Below are 811 nucleotides of genomic sequence, written 5' to 3'. Positions count from 1 at the left end.
TCGTTGAGGTCCTCGAACGACTCCTTGTTGATCACGTAGCCGTTGAACCAGCCGCCGTTGGTCTTCAGCGACAGCAGGTCGGCGGCGGCGATGTCCTGCATGGCGAAGAAGAAGTCGATGACGTCCATGCCCCGGGGCAGGCTCATCAGCATCGACTCACCGGCCGCCCGGATCAGGTTGTTGACCTTGCCGATGTCGGTGAGCACCCCCGCCGAGGTCGCCTTCGCCACCATCGCCTGCATGAGCTGCTGCTGGTGGCGCTGGCGGCCGTAATCGAGGGAGTTGTCCGGCAGGTAGCGCTGCCGGGCGAAGTCCAGCGCCTCCCAGTCCTGCATGTCCCGGCAGCCCTTGCGGTGCACGTACCGCTGGTTGCCGGTGCGGTCGGCGTAGGCGTCAGCCTCCTTGTCGTCGAGCATGCCGCCGATGTACTTCGGCTTGCCCTTGACCATGAAATGGTGGATCGACCTCGTGTCGGCCTCCACGCACATGCGCACGCTGCCCAGCGCCTTGATGACCTTGTTGAAGCCGGCGAAGTCCACGACCACCGCCGCCTCGAACGTGATCCCGGTCAGCTTGCCGACGACCTGGGCGGCGACCTTCAGGCCGCCCGCCCAGTCGCCCTTGGGCCCCAGGCCGGCCTGGAACGCGCCGTTGATCTTGCGATAGCCGTGGCCCGGCACGTTGACCCGCAGGTCGCGCGGCACCGACAGCATGTACGCCTCCCGGTGCGACGCCGACACGTGCACGATCATGATGGTGTCCGAGCGCGCGTTGTCGGCCTTCTGCCCCGACCGGGTGTCGATGCCCAGCA

General features: G+C 66.8%; 1 protein-coding gene. It reads right to left on the bottom strand.

Annotation, left to right across the window (positions count from 1 at the left end):
- Positions 1–811, bottom strand: an 811-nt coding sequence (locus ACFQO7_RS37725) for an LCP family protein (protein WP_376810892.1), incomplete at both ends; no start/stop codon positions are given.

Source organism: Catellatospora aurea (assembly GCF_042663325.1).
GTDB classification, from domain to species: Bacteria; Actinomycetota; Actinomycetes; order Mycobacteriales; family Micromonosporaceae; genus Catellatospora; species Catellatospora aurea.
The sequence above is the reverse complement of the archived record's forward strand: the minus strand, read 5'-3'. Positions and strand labels throughout refer to the sequence as shown.